Source organism: Novosphingobium sp. FG137 (genome assembly GCF_057809735.1).
In genome coordinates this window covers 427,596-448,099 of sequence record NZ_JBMDKN010000002.1, presented here as the reverse complement: position 1 = coordinate 448,099, position 20,504 = coordinate 427,596, and the positions used below count along the sequence as shown (strand labels likewise).

Genomic DNA, 20,504 nt, shown 5'->3' with positions numbered 1-20,504 from the left:
CTGGAATTTTGCTCCGCTACCCCCAGGGATGAGCGGATAAAAAGATAATCTATCTAGAATTTTTAAACTGTCAAGAAAGCGATGCCCGGTCAAAAATATGTCTTATATATTGAAAAACAGACAAATTATGCCCGGTAATCAGGGTGCGTCATCAGATTGAGAACACTTGTAACCGAATTAGGTTCGGAATATGACTCGTCCATACTCGGGCGGCTAAGCGGCGTTCGCGTTGCAAAATTCAGGTCGATCCCGATGCCGGAGGAGAAGCGAATGACGAATTACAGTACGCGAGTCGGGGCTTGGATCGGCGCCAGCCTGCTTGCCTTGACGGGCGGCTTTTCTGCGTCTGCCGCTCCTGCCCAGGTTCATGCTCCATCGCTGAAATGGCTGGACGCCTGCCCGGTCAGCGCTCCGGCTGGTACGCGCTGCGCCGAACTGCAGGTGCCCGAACGCCGTGACGGTGGGGCAACGCGATTGATCAGTGTGCCGGTCGCCGTGATCCCTGCGCCAGATCAGGCCAAGAAGGCGAAGGATCCGTTCCTCTTCCTCATGGGCGGGACCGGGGCCGGCTTTTCGGTTGTCAGCGGCCTCGGCGCGCTACCGATGGTCCTGGGCCGTGATGTGATCGTGGTCGAGCAGCGCGGCAATCCGCTGGCAAAGCCCTTCTTCGGGTGTGAGAGTGTGCCGTCCTATACCGACCAGCCGCATCATCTCGTTTGGGTTTCGGTGCCCGAATATACCGGACCCAAATCGGTCGCGGCTTGCAAGGCCGAGATCCGGGCGCGGGGCGCCGATCTCAATTCTTACATGACACCAGCGGCGGCGGATGACCTGATTGATCTGCGCAAGGCCCTCGGGGTCGCGAGCTGGAACGTCTATGGCGTTTCTTACGGCGGCCGGGTCGCGACCACGCTGCTCCGCAAGGATCCGGGTGCGATGCGCTCGATGATTCTCGATTCCGCACAGATCACCGGCGCACATTTTTCCGGCTGGGACCGCCTGCGCGCAGTGAGCGATTTCTTCGCGCGGTGCCGTGCGGCCGAGCGGTGCGGCAAGCAGTTCCCGGATCTGCGCGCGACTTATGAGGCCACCATCGCGCGCCTTGCGGCTAAGCCGGTGCAGATCACCACCGTTGGCAAGCCCGACACGCTCGACGCCCGTGAATTCATGGGCCTTGTTGCATGGTCGCTCTATCATCCCGGCATCGACGGGTTCTCGCGCGTGCCGGCGGCTGTGATGGCGGCCGGCCGAGGCGATTTCGGCCCGATCCTCGCCACGCGCGAGATTTATGCGAAGTCGGCGCCCGTGGCTGAGGCGCACGATCCGCGGTATCCGGGCACCAGCGGCCACATTGCGCAGCAGGTCGGCATGCTCTGCGCCGAAGAGGTGGCGACTCATCCCGGCGATGCGGCGATGAAGGCTGCAATCCGCGATGGCTGGGGCAAGACGACAATCGGCGTTGTTCGCGGTGAGGAACTGCTCGAGCGCAAGGTGTGCAAGGAATGGGGTTTCGCACGTGTCGATCCCGCGCAGGGGCAACCGCCCAAGGGCGATGCGCCGACCTTGCTGCTTTATGGCGAGCATGACTCGGTTGCGCCGCCATTCCACGGGCGGATTGCCGAAAACAGCCTTAGCAAGGCGCACATGATTGTGTTCCCGTGGACCGAGCACGCGGTCAGCCTCGATCAGACCAATTGCTTTGCCTATCTGCTCGCGCAGTTCGTCAGCGCGCCGGGCGCCAAGCTTGATGAGCGCTGCGTCTTGGCGGTGCCTGAGCCCGTCTGGGTTCCCGATACCAAGGGTGCGGCACCGGGTCTTGAGCTTGTCCAGGCCTCTGTGGCTAATGCCGTCAACAAGTTCGGCCTGCCCGCGCGCGCGGCTTATGTGATGGCGCCGCAGATCGGCGTCGAGGGCGTTGTGGCAGCCGGCACGCGCAAGCTGGGTTCGCCCGAGCCGCTTGATGGGCGCGAAACCTTCCGCATCGCCAGCCAGACCAAAACGTTCACGGCCGTTGCCATCCTGCGCCTTGTCGAAGACGGCAAGCTGCAACTCGATCAGCCGATCAAGGGATTGATTTCGCCCGAACTCGAGGCGGCATTGACCGGCACGGGCTACCCCGCGGGCCAGATCACGGTCCGCCAACTGCTCGATCACACGTCCGGCATGCCGGATTACGCCATGGATCCGGCCTACCAGGGCGCAGTCGCAGCCCAGCCGGGCAAGCGCTGGACCCGGCTTGAGCAAGTGCAATGGGGCATGAAGATGAAGCCCCTCGGCGCGCCCGGCGCGCAGTATGGCTATAGCGATACGGGTTATGTGCTGCTGGGCGATATCATCGAGCGCGCCACCGGCAAGACGCAAGCTGCGGCCTACGCCAGCCTGATCGATTACGCCGCGCTTGGCCTGCGCAATACCTGGTTCGAAACGCTGGAACCTGTACCCGCCGGCGCTCCGCCGCGGGCCGGGCAATCGATCGGCGGGCAGGATGTCTCGGGCGTCGATCCCTCGTTCGATCTTTATGGCGGCGGCGGCCTCATCTCGACGCTGGAAGATCAGGCCCATTTCATCAGCGCGCTGATGACCGGCAAGGTCTTCCACAAGACCAGGACGCTGGAGTTGATGAAGGCCATTCCGGCGGTCAACGATCTGGACGGAACACCAACGTCCTATGCGCTGGGCATCCACAAGGTGGTGGTCGATGACGTGGAATGCTGGGGCCACTCGGGCTTCTGGGGTTCGAGCATGTACTACTGCCCCGCGCAGCAGCTTTCTATCGCGGTCAATCGCTACACGGCTGACGTGCCAACCGGATACGACGGTTCGGCAGCGCTCAAGGCCGCGTTCCTGATGCAGCGTCTGCGCCTTGAGCCGGCACACAAGCTGGCCGCGCGCTGAAGCAGGCCGTCAGATCCTTTCAAAGTCATCATTCGCGGAGATATTGTAATGCAGGCTGCCAACTACTTCGCCGGCCAGATCGGACAAACCGTGGGGCACACCACGTGGTTCACCATGACGCAGGACCGCATCACCGCATTTGGCGGGGTCACACTCGATTTCGATCCGCACCACATCGATCCCCGGCAGGCGCAGCATGGTCCGTTCGGCAAGCCCGCTGCGCAGGGCTTCCTGACGCTATCGCTGCTCACGCACTTCATCGAGCAGATGCCGCGCCATCCCGCCATCACGCAGCATGTGAACTATGGTCTCAACAAGGTCCGCTTCATCCGTCCGGTGCTGGTCGGCGAAACGATCCGTGCTGCATTTGTGTTGCAGGATGCCAAGGTTCGCCCTGATAACGGTGTGATGTTGACCTGGGACGTGACGCTCGAAAGCGAAGGCCACGAAAAGCCGGCCATGACAGCGCAGTGGCTGGTGCTCGTCTATGAATAGACTGCCCACCTGGAACCCCACCCAGCGCGCGGCCGTCCCCGATTTCCCGCGGCTCATCGACTATCTGGATCACTTCGCGCAAATCGATCCCGATCGAGAAGCGGCCGCCGATCTCGGCGGTGCGCGCTACAGCTATGCGTCGCTTGCGCAGCGGGTCCATATGCTGGCGGCGGGGCTGCGCGAGGCCGGGGTCAAGCCGGGTGACCGGGTGGCGACGCTCGCGCCGCCGCATACCGACGCATGGATCGCCTTCCTCGCCGCGGTCAAGGCCGGGGCGGTTTGGGTCGGGCTCAACCCTCGCTATACGATGGATGAGTTGCGCTATCTTGTCGGGCACGCCCGACCCGCACTCATCCTCGCGCGCGGCGCGATTGGCGATCGCGATTTCCTGCCCGAACTGGAGCAGTTGCAGGCCGAATTTCCTGCACCTTGCGGCGCGTATCTGCTTGATGGCCCGCGTGGTTCGTTCCCGGGCCACGATGTCTTGCTCAAATCACGCGCGCGGCTCTCTGGCCCTGATCCGGACCCGGCCGAGCCTTGCCTGCTGGTCTATACATCGGGCACGACAGGCAAGCCGAAAGGGGCATTGCTGCGGCAATCGGGCCTCATTGCCTGCTCTCGGGTTCAGGCGCACCACTATGGCATGGATGCGGGGCGCTCACTCAATCCGCTCCCGATCAACCACGTCGGTTCTATCTGCGATACGGCGACGACGATTCTGGTTCAGGGCGGAACGCAGATCTTCGTCGACTCGTTCGATCCGGATCGCCTGCTCGCGGCCTATGAAAGCGAGCGGATCACGGTCTGGGGCGGCGTGCCGACCATGCTGCAGATGCTGATGGCGCATCCCGATTTTGATCCGGCGCGCTTTGCTCATGTGCGCCGCATCCTGTGGTCCGGCGCGCCGATGCCGCGCGCCGTTGCGGAGCAGTTGGCCGACTTTGGGCTGCCGATGCACAACTTCTACGGCATGACCGAAACCACCGGCAGCATCTGCTTCACCGCGCCCGATGCCGATCTTGACGAACTGGTCGAGACAGTCGGCCATGCCGAAGCGAGCTACGAGGTCAGGATCGCCGATCCCGATCATGGCACGATCTGCGGTGAGGGCCAGATCGGCGAAATCCAGACCCGCTCGCCCGGCGTGCTGCACTCCTACCTCGATGCGCCCGAGGCCACGAAGGCCGCCTTTACCGATGATGGCTGGTTCAAGACCGGCGATCTCGCCCTGCGCGATGAGCAGGGGCGCTTCCACTTGCACGGTCGGGCCAAGGAAATGTTCAAATCGGGTGGCTACAATGTCTATCCGCTTGAAATCGAAGCCGCGCTCGAAGCACACTCCGGCGTCGCCGTGGCGGTCGTCGTCAGCAGGCCCGATCCCATGTTTCACGAAGTCGGCCATGCCTTCGTGGTTCCTGTGCCCGGGGCCGTGCTTACCGAAGCCATGCTCAGGGAGCATGCCCGCAGGTATCTAGCCAATTACAAACTGCCGAAATCCTACACACTGACCGATCAACTGCCGATCTTGCCCGTTGGCAAGGTTGATCGCGCTGCGCTACGCCTGCGTGCGGCAGACTTGCCGTGACGCTGTGCGCTCCCGTCTTTGAATCAAGGCCGCCGTTGCATGAATGAACCTGTCCGCAAGAAACGCATGCTGCCCAAGGGCATCCGCACCCGTGCGACGATCAAGGATGCCGCCCTTGGGCTATACGGTCGGCTTGGTTGGAAGGGCATCACGCTCGAGGAGATCTGCCAGGCGAGCGGCCTGACGATCGGCGCGTTCTATTTCCACTTTGAGAGCAAGGATGCCTTGCTTGAGGAGATGGCCGCGGAAGCCAGCAGCAGCTATCACGAGGAAATTGTCGGGAATATCGATTGGGAGAGCGATTTCTTCGAGATTTCCTACAAGATCATCGAAAATTATTATCAGAGCTACGTCCGCAATCCGCTGCTGACCCGGCTGATCTATACCGTGATCATGCGCCGATCGACGGCCTATCGTGCATGGCGCGAGAACCGTGAGATCCTGCGCGGCAGCCTCGAAAAGGCTATCGAGCGCGCGCGCAGTTTGGCAGGCGAAGTTACCAACGGGCCGACGGCAGTGTTCACCGCACACTGGCTCCTCTCCAGCCTAGAGGACTTCGTCTGGTCGGTGTTCATCGCGAAGGGCAATACGGATCTCGCCGAAGTTGCCGCAGGGCCGGACGTCTTTGTCCGTCAGCAGGCGACCTTGTGGTACCGGGCGGTCATCGGCACGGATCCGTCTCATACGCTGGCACGGCTCGCATCGGGAAAAGCACGCCCGAAATGAGAAAAAGCGAAATTGCGAACCACGGCTGCCCGGCTGAGGCCGTACGGTGCTAGCCGCGCTTGCACTGCCGCTGACACTCGCGGCCTTGATGTTCGGCATGGGGCTTGCGCTTACCCCGTCAGCCTTTGCGGCCTTGCGGCAGGAGCCCGTGCGAATGCTGGGCTACCTGATGTCCGTTTCGGTGGGCCTCCCGCTTGTCGCCATCGTGGTGGGTAGCGTGTGCCAGGCGCCGCTCGATATCCGGCTGGCGTTGCTGCTGATCGGATCGTGCCCGGCCGGTGCGATTTCGACTGTCCTGGCGGCGCAGGGCCGAGCTGATCTCGCGCTTTCGGTGCTGTTGCTGGCAATGACCAGCCTGCTTTCTGTGCTGGTGACACCCGCTGCACTCGAAGTGCTCGGCCCCATTGCCGGAGTGCATGAGACGGCAGTCGCACTGCCATGGGGACAGACTGTGGCGCGGGTCGGATTGGTCGTTGCCGCGCCCGTGAGCCTGGGCATGGTGGTGCGCCGTGCCATTGGTTTGCGGGCGCTGGTGTGGCATCGCCGCGTCAAGACAGTCGGCGGGATCGTAGTGCTGCTCATCTTCAGCAGCTTCATCCTGTCCGAACGCGCCTCCCTCATATCCGCGCTGGGCAATGCCTTCGTGCCGGTGCTGGCCTACAATGTGGCCGCAGCAGCTCTCGGCCTCACGATCGCTTCACTGACCCGCGCTTCGGCAGAGCGGCGTGTGGCCATCCTGATGGCCCATCAGGTGCGGCAGGAGGAGACCGGCATCTTCATCGTCGTTGCTGCGTTCGGCATGCCGGCTCTGGTGCTGCCCTTGCTGCTTAACGCGGCCATAGGCTTTACCGGCGCGCTGCTGACGATCGCTATCGTGCAGCGCCGCCAAAAGCGCCCCAGTGTCATCCGGGCCGACGCCGCTGCACCATGATCCAGTAGGCCAGTCCCGCAATCAGCCAGCCAATGAGGATTGCGTATTCCACGGGAAGGCCGCTGCTGTGGCGGAACGGCTCGGGAATGGCGATGCCGATGATCAACGTTGATGCGCCGATACCGGCGGCCGGCATCGCAAAGGCCCGGGGACCTGCGTGAAAGCGAAGGCGCAGCGCGACCAGACACGTCCCGCCGTAGACAAACCCCAGCGTGATCGATGCCATCGCGATGATCGGATCAATCGCTGCTCGTCCGAACATGAGGCCTGCCAGGCTGCAGGTTGAAACCACGGCAATCGCTGCGAAGGGAACCTGGCCGGGGCCAGAAAGCCGGGCAAAGACACGCGGCGTGAAGCCATGCCGGCTCATCGCCACCAGCAATCGCACGGCCATGATCGTCATCGCGTTCCATGTCTTGAGCAGCGATGCCATGCCGGCGAGCAGCAATGCCGTTACCAGAAGCGAGCCACCGGGCAGTGCGTGGGCGGCGATGGCGGTCGCAAGCGGCTTTCCCGCAATCTGGGGGCGGGGCAGGGCTAGGCCATTCGCGAGGATGGCAAAGACGTAGAACAGCGTCCCTGCAAGGATCGAAAGGGCAATCCCGCGGCTGACGACATGCATCGGGGCATGGGGCGACCGTTCCTCGACCGCCTGCGCGACGGCCTGAAAGCCGTCCATCATGAAGATGCTGATGACGAAGACCGTCAGGACGCCCTGCCACGGCTCGGCTGCTGCTTGGCTTACGATAAATGGCGAAAGATTGGCCGCGTGCCCGTGTAGGCCGACAAGAGCGAGAATGCATATGGCGACTGCGAGAAAGCCATATGTTGCGATCGCCTGAAACCGGGCAGCAGCGCGGATGCCCCAGCTGTTAAGTATGAAGATCGAGGACCCCGCTGTCAGGCCCACAAGGATGGCCATAGGCGAGACCCCGGTCTTGCCTATGGTGTAAAGCGGCTCCGCCAGCAATCCGGGGGCCAACATCTGCGCCACGCTGCCCAAGGCGACACCTTCGAATGCGCAGGTGGCAACATAGTAAAGCAGCAGGAACCAGCCGACGAGGAAGCCCGGAAAACGGCCGAGCTTGTTGAGCGCATATAGAAAATCGCCACCGGCTTCGGGCATCGCGCGCGTCAGGTCTGCATAGCTCCAGCCAATCACGGCGATCATCGCGCCGCCCATCAGAAAGCCCAGCGCCGCGCCCCCCGGGCCGGCAAGCGCAAGCCATTGCCCGACGACGATCAGCCAGCCTGAACCGACAATGCAGCCGAAGCCAAGGGCAAAATACTGCCACGGGCCGAGGGATCCAGTGAGCCGAGCGGGTTCTTCAGATGGCGGGATGAGCAGGGGTACCTCCTTGCAGGCTTGCGCTTTGCGGCCGCAAACCATGGCAAGCTACGTCATCCCCCGAGGTGGTCAACAAAAAACAGAATCAATATCGGTTTTTCACTTTGTCGCCTGTTCAAGCGATGGTCGCTGCGTGATCCGCCGTTCCAAAAATCGCAGACCATCTGCGAGACTCAGGTTCCAGCAACAAAGCGCCGGGCTCTGGCAGCTGTAAGTCAGGCGCGAGAAATTCGCCTCGAAACGCCGAGTATCTTTTCCACTGCCATCGCCACGCAGCGTTCAGACCTGATTGCTTGTGCGCCAAGTGTCATAGTGCAAGATCTTGCAGTCATGTTGGATTTGCGCTGTTCGCGGTTTCGTTGGAGTTGCCTGAGCTCCCTGTCAGCGCTGCCTGGCATTCGCGGCTGAAATCGGACCCTGCGCATCAGTGGCTTCGGACCTTGCTCATCGCGATCCTTAGCAGCAAGTCGGAAAGCACGAGTCGAGCCAGGGGCCACGATCCTGACAGCGTTCGTGGCAACAAAGGCAAGGTAGAGGTTGATTGTCACGAAGCTAAGCAGCGACAGGCGGCTCGCTTGCGCCCAAGGCGCGCAACACAGTATCGGTCTTGACGATCGTCGCGAATTCCTCTGACAGGTCGCTGAGCGCGGCGGCGTGGACCTCTGCTGCAGGGCGCATCTTCCCGTCCAGCCCGATCCGGTCGAAAGTCGCGGTTGCGTCCTCGACTAGGTAGACGGTGAAGCCGAGATTACCCGCCATGCGAACCGTGGTAGACACACAATGGTTCGTCGTTAATCCGACCACGACAAGCGTGTCTACGCTGGCATCGCGCAGATCCTGTTCCAGGCTCGTCCCGATGAACGCGCTGTTGACATCTTTGACGTGTATCGGCTCCCCAGTCGCGGGCACGAAATCGGGTTTGGGATCATGGCCGGGCGTGCCGCGGAAGAAGGAACCCGCAGGCGATCGGGACGCGTGGTGGATGTGCCGGACCGGTCGGCCGTCATTGCGCCAAGCCGCTATCAGCGCTGCAATGTTGGCTTCAGCGTCCGGGTTGTTGCGCGGTCCCCAAGACGCCTCCAGAAAGCCTTTTTGAACGTCGATCACGAGCAGGGTGGCATTGGTCGGCAGCATTTGGTTTGTCCCTCGAAAAGGTAATGCGCGCGATCTTAGCGACGGCGCCACTGGCGCAAAGGACAATGATCCCTTAAAAAGAGACATGGCTCATCGCATCGGCTTCTATATCCCTCCCCGCTTTCAGCTTCTCGACCTGGCAGGGCCGCTGGACGCCTTCCAGGCGGCCAATGCTGCGGCTGGGCGGCAGTTCTACAGCTGGCTCATTCTGTCGCGGACGGGCGGGCCGATGACGAGCGGTGCGGGCTTGCGGATCGAGACGGCCTCAGCCGACGATACCGCATTCGACACGCTGTTGGTGATCGGCGGAGCGATCGACGCCATGCGCTGTCAGGATGAGATCGCGACTGTGCGGCGGTTGACAAGCGGCCTCACCCGGATCGCGAGCATATGCACCGGTGCTTTCCTGCTCGCCGGGGCAGGGTTGCTGGACGGCAGGCGGGCAACGACCCATTGGTCACGCGCGCGCGACCTGCAGGAGAGCTTCCCGGCCGTGTCGGTAGAGATGGATCGCATCTATGTCGCCGATGGTCGGATTTGGACTTCGGCGGGCATTACTGCCGGCATTGACCTGGCACTGGCGTTGATCGAGGCCGATCACGGCGTTGAGTTGGCGCGCCAGATTTCCCGCGAGCTGGTCGTCTATCATCGACGACCGGGCGGCCAATCGCAGTTTTCTGCACTGTCGCAGCTTGAGCCCGACTCAGACCGGATTCGGATCGCTCTCGCCTTTGCGCGCGAGCACCTGTCGGAGCCGCTGCCGGTCGAGAGGCTGGCCGAGACCGCGAGGCTTAGCCCGCGCCAGTTCGGGCGCGCGTTTCGGAAGGAGACCGGGGAGACGCCCGCCAAGGCGATCGAGCGACTGCGCACCGAAGCGGCTTATCTGCGGCTGCAGGACGGTTCTGAGCCAGTGGATGTCATCGCACGGGCCGTCGGCTTCAACGATACGGAGCGCATGAGGCGGGCCTTTGTGACCCGCTATGGGCAGCCACCACAGGCTATACGCCGCATGGCACGTCCGCGCTGAGGCCGACAACTTGCTCACGCGACGAACGCCTCTGGGTCAGAAGCTGGTTAGCCGGGACGGCCAGACGAATGACCGCCAGGCCTGCGAGTCTTCCCAAACCCCGCCGTTGGGCCGCCTGCGCGCTGGGCACGGATTGCGAGCGCCATTGGGACGGTTGCGTAGCAGACCCCCAAGTTCCTTGGGATCCGGAATTGCGGAATGGTGCTTGGACTTGGGCGTGATCAGTGCGCCCTTCAGCAGAGCGGTCGGGTTGCTGGTACGACGCGTTGTCGCAACCCTGTACGCTACTGTGCCAACGCTGCATTACGAATGACGCGAACTGGGACTAAGCTGCCGTTCCCGGTTCGCCGCTTGAATGACTGCATTCGGCAGGACACGGCACTTTCTGTAGCAAACGGGAACGGCTGGCTCTAATTGAAATAAGGAAATGTCTTGTCCCGATACTGGGGCAGCGTTTAGTCTCTGCATCCATAACATGTGGAAGACTCAGCCCTTGGGTGTGCCAGGTTGGGGGATCATTCGGTGGTCTTGGCAGTCGATCGCTTAAGTACCGTTGATGGCGAATCGCCCTGCATGCGTGCTGCACGATCGCGGGTAAGCTTGACTAATGGAATCGCTTGAACCCTGGATTCGCCGACGGGTCCCTTGTCCGCTGCAACCATAGCCATCCACCCGAACCCGTCTCGACTGCCCAACGCAGTCTTTGCGTAGGTTCTCAAGCCCTCACGTGCATCTGTGCCCGACTTGGCAATCTCGAAGCGGCCCGCAGGCACATTTCCGACCGCCGCTCGCAAGGTGCCACGGCCAGAGCGAAGCGCCGCACCTCCCGCCGCAGCTATCAATGTCCTGGCCGTCGAGCTGGCGAAATAGTTTGAAAGATCGATTGTCCTTGCCGGAAAGCGATGCCAGCTGCCGTCACGGCGATAGCTGCTGATGGCATGTGGCACCGCAGCTTGCGCGTCTGCCGGACTTTGCCCTGCAAGGCCATTGGCCATTGCGGATGCCAATGCGGCAAGCTCTGCAGGCCGACCTTCGGCCACTCCGAAGGCCAGCGCATAGGGCAAGTCGTTCCCTGGATCGCGCAAACCGGCGAGCCTGGCGGTCTCGGCAAGGAGCCGCGGATCGACCTTGCGCAGTTCGTCAAGAATCGGAAGGCTTTTCGATTCGGCAAAGGCATCGACAATCTTAGTCCTCGCGCGCGGATCCCTGCAGTCCGCAAAGCCCCTGTCGCCGCCCGCATTCTGAAGCCCGCGGTATGCATGGTTGCACAAGACGGTGTCGACGGTTCGTCCGGCACGTGCCAGCGCAAGCAATGCCACCAGCTTTGACACCGAGCCAAGTCGCCGCTGTTCGAACAGCAGGGGGCGGCCATTGGAGGTGTAGAGCGATTGGAGAACCCCCGCCTTGTCGGTTGTAAACGCCAGCACATCGGCGGGGCCTGCTCCAGGCAACGATGGATTGTTGCCGGGAACGAGATTGCGCAACCACTGCCCCTCGTTTTTAGCTGCCTGCATGCCGGCGAGCGTCTGTTCAACGTCGGCCTTGAAACCGCGCTGGTCGGCAAGCCGCGCCCCCAGACGCACGCCGGTGATCGGGTGCCCCGCAATGACCGGAAGCGCCAAGATTTCATCGACAGCAACGTTACGAATGCTTGAGTCCAAAATCTCAAATTTTTGCAACGGGTTGGCCGAGGCGAGGCAGGCTTTGCGCGGCGAAAGCCCTGTGCCGAGGTTCGCGGGCAAATCTGCCGGACGAAAACGATCCGGCATCGACAGAAGCTTCGTCCGGATCGTGCGGTAGTCTGGCCGGGCAGAGAACTCCCTGTCGAGCGCATAGATGGCGCGGTTGCGCAGCTGCCTCCACCGCATGCGGATATCCTCTCGCTCCGCCGAGGTCACATCACGGCAATAGAATGCCATGGGGCGCTTGACTGCGCTTGCAAGAATCAGGGAATCGGCGAGTTCGAGATCCTCCAACCGCCGCCCAGTCAGAACATGCGCGGCGTTGACAACACCCGCGATCGGCAGGCCAGCATCGCCGAATGGCAGGTTGGTCAGCAGGAAGCGTTCGCGTGCCTCGGACCCGGGGGTCATGTTCCAGCTGAGGCCGACCGCGTCGGAGAGCTCGGTCGCCTTGCGCTCGCCCAGACTGCGCCCCCGCTTGCCGCCCCGCGCGAGCGTGGATGCCTGCATGAGCAAGGTCGAGCCGCCGCCGCAGCTACGTTTTGCGGCGCTGCTGCCATGCAGCGGTGCAACGGTCGCAAAGCAGCCCATGGCCATCGCAGCGCGCAGCGGCGAAATCCCGAAGTATTCCCAGTTGCTTTCGAGCCTCGTCAGACCGCTCATCAAGTCGCGATTGCGGCCTTCCTGCGGCCAGGCGACGTGATTCGGATCACCGTGAGGTTGCGGCAACAAACCAAGCTCAGCTCCATCAGCATCGAGGACGATCACGCCGGTGCGGGCAGCGGTCAACTCTTGCATCTTGCGTTCGGCAGCGTCCTTGGTCGCCAGGGAGTAGGCAGGGACAGCCATCGTCGCAGCCGCTGCCAGCCCGGTCAGCGTGAGACCGGTCCAAAAGCCGAAGCGAAGCGCGAAACGCCGGGAGTTCCCATACGGCGCTCCCTGAACCGGCGCCGTGCCCGGTTTGCTGATGCCGTCGCTGCGAAGATTGTCGCCGCCCGGGCCGCTCCGGGAGAAGATCGGAACCACGACCCCGTGATCCCCGAAGTCGAACGACTGCTGCCCATCGTCTTGTACCAGCTCAGCCCGGTCGGACGCTGCATCGCTGCTCCAAGCGAGCGTCAGGCCGCCTTGTGCTCCTGCGGGGCGCGTTTCTGGTTGCCGCACAGGGTGCGCCGCAGAATCCTGCGGCGCAGCGTGATGATTTTCGGCGCCCGGCTGCGCGGTTTCGTTCTGGTCGTTGGCCGCTTGCCGCGCTGCCTCTGTCGCTGCTGTGCTGCTCGAGGACAGCCACGAGCGCCGCAAGAGTGCCACTCTAAGCTGGATCGCGAGATTTGAGTCCACGCGAATGAAGCGCAAGGTGTTCATGCTGCATCCTTTGCCTGATCGGGTTCGGGGCGGTTGGACGTAGGCTGTTCGGGCGGGGGCGATTCAGGATTCAGGTTCCCGATGATGCTGCGGATCGTCTCGATCTCGAGCTTGCTCCACACCTCTTTGCGCAGTGCAAACACCCGGTAGGTCGTGGCGGCATCAAAACCCTGCGCGCCCTTCGGCAATTCGCGGCCGAGACGGAAACCCGCATCAAAGGCTTCGCCGATATCGACAAGGCCACTGGCCCAGTGGCAACGCTGCCAGTCCGATGCAGGGATGGCGAGCCAGTCGCTGCTCACGACGAACCAGTAGTGCTCGCGGATGTGGCTGGCGTGCAGGTCCTTGAGCCGCGTATCGTCACGCACGCGCTGCATGGTCGCATCGAAATCGCCATCGATCCCCAGTCGTTCGGCCTGGCGCCCGCGCAACGTTCGTTCCCGATTCCGGCGGCGACGATGCAGGTAAAGCCCATAGAGGAACAGACCATCGGGCGCCGGCGCGATCCACAGCGATGCAAGCCACGGACCGAGATCGGCTTCTTTCCATTGCGCCTTCGCGGCAAGGGCGGAGAACAGTCCCTGCACCGAGGTGGCATCGGTCGGAACCGGCGGAGCCTCGAAGCGCGGCGGCGCGACTGGCAGAGGCTGATCAAGTGCTGCCTTCAGATAGCCAGCCAGTGCCTGATCGCGCGGGCAGAACACAAGGTGTACCGGATTCTTGCTATCGGGGCGGCCGTTGCGGACTTGTGCCGCACGCGTCTCGAAGAACTGGCGTGCGGCGGCAACGCGAGCATCGCCGGCGAGCATGCCAGCCCGGATCGTGGCATCGCCAATCACCTTTACGGACTTAGCATGCTGCGACGCGCGGTAGTTCGCGATTGCCGTATCGATCGCAGAATCAAGCGCATTCGCTTCCGCCACGACGGCCATCAGATCGGCGTTTACCTGCTTCGTCTGCTCGGCGTCTTGCTGGCGCAGACGGCTGAAGGGACCGTTGGAGCCGGGCGGGCTCGCATCGCAAGTGCCGCCTTGCCGGCCCTCGACAAGATACTGTTCGCTGCTGTGGCGCGCCACGCCATCGGCAGCCTGGGCGAATGCGTTGATGCTGGAAACAAAGGCCTGAATTGCGCGCCGCTGCTCACCAACGGCCTGCGTGAAGCTTGCCCTGCCGAGGTTGTCGGCGCCGAAGGCTGCGGTAATGCCACCTGCGGCGAGCACGACATTGCCACTGATCGCGGCAAGGCAGAAGCCAATGCCGAAGACAAACCCGAGGAGACCGTTGTTCAAGAGCTCTTCATAAAGCACGGTCTGGATGGAAATGGCGATAAGCGCGATCGCGAACGCCAGCGGCCAACTGGCGCCGAATGCACCATTGAAGCCGATCGAGACAAACGTGAAGTTCAGGCCTGCGCCAACCAAAACGATGTAGACATGTCGGCGGGAAGCCGAGGTCCACCAGCCACGCTGCCACATGCGAGCGGGACGGTCGGCGCCTTGCGTGCCAGTCGAGTGTTCCATACCAGAGTCCTGTCGAATGCCGAAGCATCACGCGAAGGAGACGTCGGCACGGCCTCCTTCCGCGGAGCAGCTGGATCGCTGTTCTGCTGGCCCAGAATGAGGCAAAGCCCGCCGGTGCAGCGAGCGATATGTGGTGAATCCGGCGTTAATCTGCGGCAGCAAGCGGCGGTCAAGGTGCAGTCAACTGCAGCGTTGCTGTCGGCAAGTGCACTGCAAAAAACCGCTAGTGCACTGCGAGTGCACCTGCCATCCTTTTACTGCTGGTGGGGGCTGCCGGGGATCGACCCCGGGCCTGACCCTTGCGCACAGGGGTGGGCGTGGCAAAGGAACAATCTTACCTGACAAACGGCGATTCTGACGCCGCCCTGCAGCTACTGCATACTACTTACTCTGCGTTTGTGGATGGGCGGCCGGTGCTATTCTCGATCTTCGGGAAGGACCGGTGGAGAGAATTCTGGGGAGAGCCTCCACCGTCCGGCTCCACATCTGGCGAGATGGCGGTTGTCGGCATCAGGGGCAAGATCTGGGTCATGGCGCTCCTGCTGGTCTGCCGAGCGGGGATCGAAGGCAGGGCGTCGAAGATTGCGATAAAGGTCAGTGCTTGGGCTCGCGATAACCAGACCGAAATCTACATTCAATGGTACGACAAGCGTCATGCAACTCTTCAGACCAATCTTGGCGATCTGATTTCGGGTCAGCAGAAGCGTAGATGCCCCAAGGACGTCGACGAAGCGCCAGCCCTTCTGGAGATCATGAAGAGCTACACAGCTAGCCATCTGATGGATAACGGCCTGCCGGCCCACAAGCTGGAGCAATTCAGCACCATCATCGCGAGGCCCTGGACCAACCTCGCGACGGCTTATGGCGAGATCGTGGCCCTTCTGGCAGTCGATCCAGATCCGGACGCGGCATTTGTCTCCCTCGACGAGAGGGAATTTGCCGCATCGCTCAGCAAGATCGACGACCTTCTTGGCCTGCGCGTGATCGAGCCGGGCACTGGCAACACGTTGCTGAGCGCGGGAGAAGAAATCGCCGAGCCCGATGAAGCGGTGCTGGAATTGCTCGACCTCGTCCAGAATCGCAAACCGCTCACCATCGTTGCGGGCCAACCGTTCCATGGCAAGAAGAGCGCAGTGAGAAAGCTCCTTGTCCAGCTCTCACTCGGCTTCGAGAATCTTGCTCTCGAATTGGTGCGCAGGAGCCCGGTGAGGCGCCGCATCGACGGCGAGAGTATCCACCTGCCGGTGCGAAGCTGGATGGCCAGCGACATGGATTATCTGGCGCTCGCCCAGGACGTGCTCGCTTTCCTCGATGAATATCAACGCAAGGTCGATGCAAGAGCAGCTGGTTCCGGCTTGGCCGATCGCCCGGTACGGCGGACGCCGCCCGCCAACATGACGCTGGACCGCACGATCTCGTTCATCCAGGAAAACTACCAGAACCTGCCGGCGTTCTTCATTTTCAACGACGTAGACATCTACAATGTCGACCGAAGCAGAAAGGCTGTGCGCGATTCCGGCATCACGAGGCTGATCACTGCCCTCGTAAGAGCCTGTCCCGAAACGCGTATCCTGATAACCACTTCGATCACCGAAGATGTTGCAGGGCATATTCCAATATCACTGGATCTTCCGGAGTTTGACGTACACTTCATTCCAGAGCCCAAGCTGGGTGATCTCAGGCAATTCCTCTCGATCAAGCATCGCTCTTCGTCAGTCACTTTCAAGCCGAGCTTTGCCAAGACCGGGATGCGCTCGGATGATCTGATTGCACTCGCCGCCCTTGTCAGTCTGCTGCACGAAAAAAGTCCGCTGGCCGAGGATCAGATAACCACCTTCCTCCGGGCACCGAAAGCCGAACGCCAGAAAAAGCGTCTGACCCTCTATGGAAGGTTGTTCACCGCCATCAAGGATGCGCACCTCTTGCCAGCCATAGCCCTTGTTTCAGCAAGCGGAGATGGCCTGCGGACCGACAGCTTGCGTCGGCTGCTCAAGAGCTGGCGTCAAACCCTTGGCGACACGATCGACATGCCTGAGGACATCGATAGCGCGCTCATCAACTTCATGACGATTGTGGGCACACGATTTCTGCGCCGGCTTCCGGTCGTGCGGTTCGATCCGGACGAGTTCGATTTCGACGAGGATGCCGACAAGGATGAGAAAAGCTGGCAGATGGACGCGCCGATCGCCGCCAGCTTCCAGCGCGCGCTGCGCGAACTGCACCCTGCTTTTGCGCTTGGCAGCCACCGGCTTGTTGCAAGGCTCGCGCGGGATCGCGCCCAGATCAAAAAGGCCAAAATGAGCTCACCCATAGGCAATCGGGTGTCCGAAGATGCCTCTAGGGATATTCAGGCATTCGTCGCGCTTCTGGCTGGGATCAATTACAACGGGAGTGAAGAAATCGGTGTTCACGGACCACCGCTTCGGCTGAGCGAGGAGGAGATTTTCAGCACTGATGATGACATCTTTTCAGGAAAGCGTGCGCTGAAGTTTGCGGTGAAGTGCTTGCTTCAAGAGGATATCGATAGAGACTTCCGGCTTACTATGGTTTTCGATGAAGATGCCTTGCGGCTTGAACTCTACCAACGCATCTTTCTCGAACTGGGCACCGTGCATCAACCAGTGCTGGGCGTGCTGGAGTTCCCGAACAAATTGCCCCGGCATCTGGATTCGGATGGGCCGTTCTCTCCTGTCGAAGTCATCGAACTGATGACGACGGTGGCACTTTCCGCGTTTCACGCTCAACGCTACGATGTTGTCGAGGAGGTGGCCAGCCTCGCGGACAGGTACGTGCGCGATCCGGCACGTGTCCAATACGCTAACAGGCTTGCTCGCATTTATTGCTGCCTCATCGATGCAGCCGTTCTGCGCGGCGAGGCGCCGGTGCCGATCGGTATGGCTGCCCCCAGCGATGCCGCCAATCCGGGCGGCGATGCGCCGAAACCAATCGCAACCGCCGCCCCCGAACTGCGTGCAGGCCTGCTGGGTGCGCTCGACTACGTCCGGTTTCTCCTGAGCAAGCACGAGTTTACGGACCCCTCGGCGCAGTCTAACGATCAGCCAGTCGATCAACATGCAACAGACCGGTTCAGGAACGCCAAGGGGCGGTTGCGGCTTCTGGCACGCGAGGCAGAGCTGGTGAGCATGACCGATCCGGATCCAGCGAACGCGCGCACACTCTACCAAGCCATCGAGTACAAAGAATCTGATGACGCAATCATCGGTGAGATCAGTGATCATGATCCAGTTGTGCTCAGCGGGCGTGTCGCCCGACGTTATATCCATTTTCTGTTGAGCACCAGAAATCTGGAATCTGACGATCCCGGCAACCTGATCCGCCCCCAGGCGATCGCGACGGTTCTCGCCCTACTGGATGTAAATGCCTCGCGGCTGCGCCGTTTCTCCGGTGGAGATAGGGTCGGGGTTCTAGTTGATCATGCCAAGTTGAAGCTTGCAGTCGGGAAGACCCGACCTGCCTTGCAGTCGGCCGAGCGCGCCGAGGAGCTTGCATTCACTGGCAGTGTGAGTTCGAGCGGGCGAATTGAGGTGCTGGCAGCACTGGCCAGCATACGAATCCGATGCGCGACAGATCATCTGGCGGAAGAAAGGTTCCGCGAGGCTATCTGCGATGTGGACGCCGCCTTGGCACACGCATTGGACTGCGCGGAACGGGCAGAGCATCTGCGCTACGGCCCCACAACGGGCAGCGCACGGCTGCTACGCGCACGCGCCTACCTGCTCAAGATCGAGATTCAGCAATTCCAAGATCCCCATTTTCAATCCAAAGCCCTGAAAAAGCTTGCAGAAACTGAATTGCTGACGGCAAGGGATTCACTCGATGAGGCTCAGGACAGATCTCTCGATAATGAAATCAGACAGATCGAGTTGAAGATCGCCGAGTTGTAGCGGCGGCCTTTTGGCATGCTTTCACCGCAGTAAACCCACTCATTGAAGTAACCGCTCCATTGAAGGCGCGGTTCCGGCTTGGTGGAACAGATTAATGATCCGTTCCAGCTGTGGGCCGAAAGCACTCAGCATCGGTCGACGGCCGCCGATTGCAAACCAATGAGCTACTAGCTGGCCACCATCCACAAAGCGCTTATCGCCTCTGCCTCGTAAGCCCAGCTAGTTGCCCGTCTAGATTGATCGCTTCTCGATGAGCAGCGTCTGGCTGGCCTCCCCAAACCAACCGTCTCGATCTGCGAGCCGGGAGCGTGTCAGGGCACGACCGTCTGGCCCGAACGCTGTTTCCGCATCGACAAGGATCCATTCGCCGATCGGGTTGCGAAAGAAACTCACCGTGAGATCGGCGTTGATGAAGCTCCAGCGATCGAACGGGAGCACGCCGGAAATACCATTGCCGGAATCGGCCGCTGCAACAGCCCGCATTGCTCCGCTGGTCGGTTGGCCTTCAACCAAGGGGTGATTAAGCTTGAACCAGACCGCGGCAGGGCCGGGCTGTAAGAAGCCTCCCTTTACGGCCAGCGTGGTGTGAGCATCCACAAAGCCATCGCGGACACGGCTCGAGGTCGGCTGTCCGGCGTCCGGCATTGCCCGATCGAACGGCGGCGGTTGGGCTCCGGCCGGAAGCGACAGGGGCACTCGCCGGAGCTTCAGCACCGTTGCTTTGGCGACATTGACGTCGTTTGCTGATATCGCAATTTCGACCAGCTGGAGCTTCTTGCCCTCCCGAAGGATGTTCGAGCGAACTGCAAGGGCGCCGATCGGGACGGGCCTGAGTAGCTCGACCGTGACCCGCGCCACGTCCATCGGGGCCAATGTCGGAACAGCTTCCGCTGTGTGCACGATGAGCGCTGAAGGGGCGCCGCCATGGCAGGCATCTCGCGACCAGGGGCCAGCGGCGGCCGACGTTGCTGCATAATGACTGGCGTCTGGACCACGCTCAAAAACGGCCATCACAGCGATCCTCGCATGGCTGCCTTAGCCAGCAACTTGGCTTCGAGTTTTGGGAACAGAGCGGGGACCAGGCGAAGGTAGAGATCCGGCAGATAGCGCTTGAAGCGCCACAGGAAGCGAGCCTGGCCCGGCGCAACCATATAGAATCTGCGTCTCTGGACAGCGAGAAGCAGCGCGTCCGCTACAGCTTCCGCTGTCCATGGCGCCATTTCGACAAGGGAGCGTGCTTTCTCGCGATCGGCAACGGTGCCCCTTGTAAAGTCGGCGATGTTGGACGTGTAAAAGGTGGTCATCTTGACGGTCACATCGACACCTGATGATCTCAGTTCAGAGCGGAGAGTTTCGGAGAGCTGGACTACAGCGGCTTTGGTTGCGGCATAGGCTGCAATGCTCGGCAGGCCATGATAGGCTGCCGCGCTTGCGATGGTGATGAAGTGTCCTGCACGGGCCGCGGTCATCGCCGGCAGGAAGATCTTCCCCGCCCACATCGTTCCGATCAGGTTCACATCGACAACTTCCCGCAGATGACCAGGCGCTGCATCGAGAAAGTTGCCTCCGACGCCTATCCCGGCGCAGGTAAAAACCAGATCGAAGCCTCCGTGGTCGTGGAGGAACGCTTCGGCAAAGGAGCGATGGGCATCGAGGTCGGCGACGTCGAAGAGCGCTGCATGGACTGTTGCACCATGCGCTCTGCAGCGCGTCACGATCGACTCAAGCCTGGATTCGTCATTGTCGTTGAGGAGGAGGGTCCAGCCTTGACCGGCAAGCTCCAGTGCTAACGCCTGACCTAGACCGCTTCCCGCCCCGGTGATCACGGCACGCCGCAACGGATACCGGACGTGCAGCTTCTTCAATTGAGCGGGATCAAGCGGCATCCGCG

13 protein-coding genes are annotated in these 20,504 nt (G+C 61.7%); 7 read left to right on the top strand and 6 right to left on the bottom strand.

Annotation, left to right across the window (positions count from 1 at the left end; genetic code table 11):
- The first annotated feature begins 270 nt into the window (after nucleotides 1-270).
- The 5 genes from ACODS2_RS07835 to ACODS2_RS07815 all read left to right on the top strand — a co-directional run bounded on the left by ACODS2_RS07835 (nucleotide 271) and on the right by ACODS2_RS07815 (nucleotide 6,632).
- Nucleotides 271-2,895: an alpha/beta fold hydrolase gene (locus ACODS2_RS07835; protein ID WP_488998311.1), complete on the top strand. Its 2,625-nt coding sequence runs from the start codon at nucleotides 271-273 to the stop codon at nucleotides 2,893-2,895.
- 48 nt (nucleotides 2,896-2,943) lie between these two features.
- Nucleotides 2,944-3,390 carry a MaoC family dehydratase gene (locus ACODS2_RS07830; protein WP_488998310.1) on the top strand — a complete coding sequence of 149 codons (447 nt, stop codon included), beginning with the start codon at nucleotides 2,944-2,946 and terminating at the stop codon, nucleotides 3,388-3,390.
- Nucleotides 3,383-4,975: a class I adenylate-forming enzyme family protein gene (locus tag ACODS2_RS07825; protein WP_488998309.1), complete on the top strand. Its 1,593-nt coding sequence runs from the start codon at nucleotides 3,383-3,385 to the stop codon at nucleotides 4,973-4,975. The genes ACODS2_RS07830 and ACODS2_RS07825 overlap by 8 nt, the downstream gene beginning before the upstream one ends.
- A gap of 66 nt (nucleotides 4,976-5,041) precedes the next feature.
- Nucleotides 5,042-5,701, top strand: a complete 660-nt coding sequence (locus tag ACODS2_RS07820) for a TetR/AcrR family transcriptional regulator (RefSeq protein ID WP_488998308.1) — start codon at nucleotides 5,042-5,044, stop codon at nucleotides 5,699-5,701.
- A gap of 46 nt (nucleotides 5,702-5,747) precedes the next feature.
- Complete coding sequence (locus ACODS2_RS07815) at nucleotides 5,748-6,632, top strand: bile acid:sodium symporter family protein (protein WP_488998307.1); 885 nt, start codon at nucleotides 5,748-5,750, stop codon at nucleotides 6,630-6,632.
- On the opposite strand, the gene ACODS2_RS07810 is transcribed toward ACODS2_RS07815, so the two are convergent.
- The gene (locus ACODS2_RS07810) at nucleotides 6,604-8,022 is read right to left on the bottom strand and encodes an APC family permease (protein ID WP_488998306.1); all 1,419 of its coding nucleotides are present in this window, start codon (nucleotides 8,020-8,022) and stop codon (nucleotides 6,604-6,606) included. The genes ACODS2_RS07815 and ACODS2_RS07810 overlap by 29 nt on opposite strands.
- Before the next feature lie 510 nt (nucleotides 8,023-8,532).
- Nucleotides 8,533-9,114, bottom strand: a complete 582-nt coding sequence (locus tag ACODS2_RS07805; RefSeq protein ID WP_488998305.1) for a cysteine hydrolase family protein — start codon at nucleotides 9,112-9,114, stop codon at nucleotides 8,533-8,535.
- Between ACODS2_RS07805 and ACODS2_RS07800 the strand changes: the two genes are divergently transcribed.
- Nucleotides 9,095-10,141: a GlxA family transcriptional regulator gene (locus ACODS2_RS07800; protein WP_488998304.1), complete on the top strand. Its 1,047-nt coding sequence runs from the start codon at nucleotides 9,095-9,097 to the stop codon at nucleotides 10,139-10,141. The genes ACODS2_RS07805 and ACODS2_RS07800 overlap by 20 nt on opposite strands.
- 515 nt (nucleotides 10,142-10,656) lie before the next feature.
- Here the strand turns inward: ACODS2_RS07800 and ACODS2_RS07795 are convergent.
- Both ACODS2_RS07795 and ACODS2_RS07790 read right to left on the bottom strand, forming a co-directional pair.
- The gene (locus ACODS2_RS07795) at nucleotides 10,657-13,188 is read right to left on the bottom strand and encodes a hypothetical protein (RefSeq protein ID WP_488998303.1); all 2,532 of its coding nucleotides are present in this window, start codon (nucleotides 13,186-13,188) and stop codon (nucleotides 10,657-10,659) included.
- Nucleotides 13,185-14,708 (bottom strand): hypothetical protein, encoded by a 1,524-nt coding sequence (locus ACODS2_RS07790; RefSeq protein ID WP_488998302.1) that lies wholly within the window; start codon nucleotides 14,706-14,708, stop codon nucleotides 13,185-13,187. Before ACODS2_RS07790 ends, ACODS2_RS07795 begins: the two co-directional genes overlap by 4 nt.
- 317 nt (nucleotides 14,709-15,025) lie before the next feature.
- Between ACODS2_RS07790 and ACODS2_RS07785 the strand changes: the two genes are divergently transcribed.
- On the top strand, nucleotides 15,026-18,613 hold the full coding sequence (locus tag ACODS2_RS07785; RefSeq protein ID WP_488998301.1) for a hypothetical protein: 3,588 nt from the start codon (nucleotides 15,026-15,028) through the stop codon (nucleotides 18,611-18,613).
- A gap of 231 nt (nucleotides 18,614-18,844) precedes the next feature.
- Here ACODS2_RS07785 and ACODS2_RS07780 read toward each other — a convergent pair whose 3' ends face one another.
- On the bottom strand, nucleotides 18,845-19,624 hold the full coding sequence (locus ACODS2_RS07780) for a thioesterase family protein (RefSeq protein WP_488998300.1): 780 nt from the start codon (nucleotides 19,622-19,624) through the stop codon (nucleotides 18,845-18,847).
- Nucleotides 19,624-20,499 carry an SDR family NAD(P)-dependent oxidoreductase gene (locus ACODS2_RS07775; protein WP_488998299.1) on the bottom strand — a complete coding sequence of 292 codons (876 nt, stop codon included), beginning with the start codon at nucleotides 20,497-20,499 and terminating at the stop codon, nucleotides 19,624-19,626. Before ACODS2_RS07775 ends, ACODS2_RS07780 begins: the two co-directional genes overlap by 1 nt.
- Nucleotides 20,500-20,504: the final 5 nt, after the last annotated feature.